This window comes from Mesorhizobium sp. M7A.F.Ca.CA.004.04.2.1 (assembly GCF_004022825.1).
GTDB lineage: Bacteria > Pseudomonadota > Alphaproteobacteria > Rhizobiales > Rhizobiaceae > Mesorhizobium.
The window spans coordinates 1-2,731 of record NZ_RZPH01000833.1 but is presented as its reverse complement, the minus strand read 5'-3'; the positions used below and the strand labels follow the sequence as shown (position 1 = coordinate 2,731).

At 63.2% G+C, this 2,731-nt stretch carries 4 protein-coding genes; 2 read left to right on the top strand and 2 right to left on the bottom strand.

Annotated features, from left to right (window positions below; translation table 11 throughout):
• Together EN893_RS27815 and EN893_RS27810 are read right to left on the bottom strand one after the other, a co-directional pair.
• On the bottom strand, positions 1 to 561 hold a 561-nt coding region (locus EN893_RS27815; RefSeq protein WP_164901166.1), incomplete at its 3' end, for a CatB-related O-acetyltransferase.
• Between the two features lie 123 nt (positions 562 to 684).
• Entirely contained in the window at positions 685 to 999 is a 315-nt protein-coding gene (locus EN893_RS27810; protein WP_127267228.1) for a hypothetical protein, read from the bottom strand.
• Positions 1,000 to 1,178: 179 nt separating this feature from the next.
• Here EN893_RS27810 and EN893_RS27805 point away from each other — a divergent pair, with 179 nt between their 5' ends.
• Together EN893_RS27805 and EN893_RS27800 are read left to right on the top strand one after the other, a co-directional pair.
• Entirely contained in the window at positions 1,179 to 1,643 is a 465-nt protein-coding gene (locus EN893_RS27805) for a MarR family transcriptional regulator (RefSeq protein WP_127267224.1), read from the top strand.
• Positions 1,636 to 2,731, top strand: a 1,096-nt coding sequence (locus EN893_RS27800) for an HlyD family secretion protein (RefSeq protein WP_164901165.1), incomplete at its 3' end; no start/stop codon positions are given. The genes EN893_RS27805 and EN893_RS27800, both read left to right, overlap by 8 nt.

Below are 2,731 nucleotides of genomic sequence, written 5' to 3'. Positions count from 1 at the left end.
GTCCCACCACGCCACCGCCAGCAGCCGCCTGATTGTCCGGTCGTCGAAACGCATCTTCACCACCTTGGCCGCACTGCCGGCGACGATCGCATAGGGCGGCACGTCGTGCGTCACCACCGATTTCGCGGCGATGATGGCGCCGTGGCCGATTTCCACCCCGGGCAAGATCACCGCCTCCATGCCGATCCAGACGTCGCTGCCGACAATGGTGTCGCCGCGCACTTCCTTCGACCACGTCGCCGGGTCAAAACCCTTTTCCCAGCCATGGCCAAAGATATTGAACGGATAGGTCGAAAAGCCGGACATAGCATGGTTGGCGCCGTTCATGATGAAGCGCGCGCCCTCGGCGATGGCGCAGAACCGACCGATGATCAGCTTGTCGCCGATGAAGGGATAGTGGTGCAGCACGCATTTCTCGGCGAATTTATCCGGCCCGTCGGGGTCGTCATAATAGGTGAAGTCGCCGATCTCGATGTTCGGCGCATTCACCAGTCCCTTGAGGAAGCCGACGCGGGTATGCATCGGGATCGGGTGCTTGATGTCTGGGTTGGGTCCGTCCATGTCGAAATCCGTCAGAGAAATGGCAGCCAGGCACATCCGAAACTCGATGCGCCCGTTCAAAATAGCGTGATCCGCCCTATAGCACCAATCGGGCGACGAGCGAGCTTTCCTTGACGGCCTTGCTCATTTGCCGCCGCGGCAGATCACGATCGGATCGGACATTGCGCTGTCGAAACCGCTGCCCTGATAGACGGTGACGTTCGCCGCGCCGGGCGGCAGCATGAAGCTGCCTTCGACGATTTTCTGGTCTCCGGCCGGCATGTGGAGAGCCCAGCTATAGGTGCAAAACTGAGGCGGCGCCTGGGGTTCGACGTGGCTGCAGTTCAATTGCGCGCCACCCAGCATGGCGGCGCCGCCGCAGCTGACGGCGTCCTTTGCGAGCGCAATGCCAGGCCATCCCGCGATGGCCGCCACGGTCACGATCTTCAGCCAATTCATCGTCCCATCCTTGCCCGGCAACAGCCTGCTACCTGAGCCTTTTTATGGTGTCGCAGCACATGCGTCATTTTTTCCAGGCGGGCTTAGTCCGTCTTGCGCACCGCGTCCAGCGGGATTATGTGCATGATGATAATAAGCATGCTCACTAAAAGTTGCGCCTTAGAACCTCAGTACCTTCCATGCCATCGTCACCCAACATCAGCTTCGTGCTGCACGATGTCGCGCGCCTGCTTCGAAAGCGGTTCGAGCAGAGGTCGCGGGCATCGGGGCTGACCCGCGCCCAGTGGCAGGTGCTCGCCTATCTCTGCCTGCATGAGGGCATCCACCAGAACAAACTGGCCGATCTTATCGAGATCACGCCGATCACGCTCGCCCGGCTGCTCGATAAGATGGAGGCACGCGGCTTCATCGAGCGCCGGCCCAATCCCGCTGACCGCCGGGCATGGCTGCTCTACCTGAAGCCGCAAGCTTATCCGCTCATCGAAACCATGCGCACCAATGGGCAGAAGACGCGGGACGAGGCCTTTGTCGGTCTTTCCGCGGATGCCCAGCTGCATCTGCTGCAAACCCTATCCCTCATCAAATCCAATCTGCTCGCGGCTTGCACCCAGCCTGCCGCCGACCGGGAGAAAACACATGGCTGAATCAACCTCACCAAAGAAGCCTGCCGAAGAAGACGGATCCTCCGCCGGCCGGGCGCGCGACCAGATCATCCGACTGGACAGCGAACGCGAACAAAGGCGAGCCGGCACCCTCATCGGCAATGACGAGCTCGAAGCACCGGTCGCCCTGGAGCCGGCGGCGCTCGAGGCGCCGTCCAAGGAGCCACGGCAGGCCACGGTTGCGGTGGCGCCTCCGGCGCCGGTCAAGCCCAAGCGCGGCCGGGCACGGCCGATCCTGTTTGCCCTGCTTCCGGTCGCGCTGGTCGTCGGCGGCTATTACTACGTCATCGGCGGCCAGGTCATGACGACCGACAACGCCTACATCCAGGCGCAGTCGCTCGGCGTTTCCACCGATGTCTCCGGCACTGTGTCCGAGATCGACGTGCACGAGAACGAGGCGGTGAAGAAGGACCAGGTGCTTTTCCGGCTGCGGCCGGCCTCTTTCGAAACCGCTCTTGCCGCCGCCCAGGCGCAGCTCGGCACTGTGCGCAACCAGGTGCTGACCTTGCAGGCGAGCTACCAGCAGTCGCAGGCGCTGATCGAGCAGGCGCAGGCCGACATCCCCTATTACGAGGCCGCTTTCCAGCGCCAGCAGGATCTGCTCAAGACCTCCACCTCCTCCAAGGCGACCTTCGACAGCGCCCAGCACGACCTCGTCGCCGCCCGCCAGAAAGTGTCCGTTGCCCAGGCGCAGGCACAGGCGACGCTTGCCCAGCTTGGCGGCGACGCCAGCCAGCCGGTGGAGAAGAATCCGTTCTACCTCCAGGCGCAGTCGGCGGTGGACGACGCCCAGCGCAATCTTGCCGATTCCATCGTCAAGGCGCCGTTCGACGGCATAGTCACCAATGTCGACGCGCTTCAGGTCGGCAAGTACCTGCCGGCTTCGCAGCCGGCCTTCAGCCTGATTTCGGCGACCGATCTGTGGATCGCGGCGGAGCCGAAGGAAACCGAACTGACTTATGTGCGGCCGGGACAGACGGCGACGATCAGCGTCGACAGCTACCCGGGTGCCGTCTGGCACGGCACGGTCGCCTCGATCAGCCCGGCGTCATCGTCGAGCTTCTCCTTGC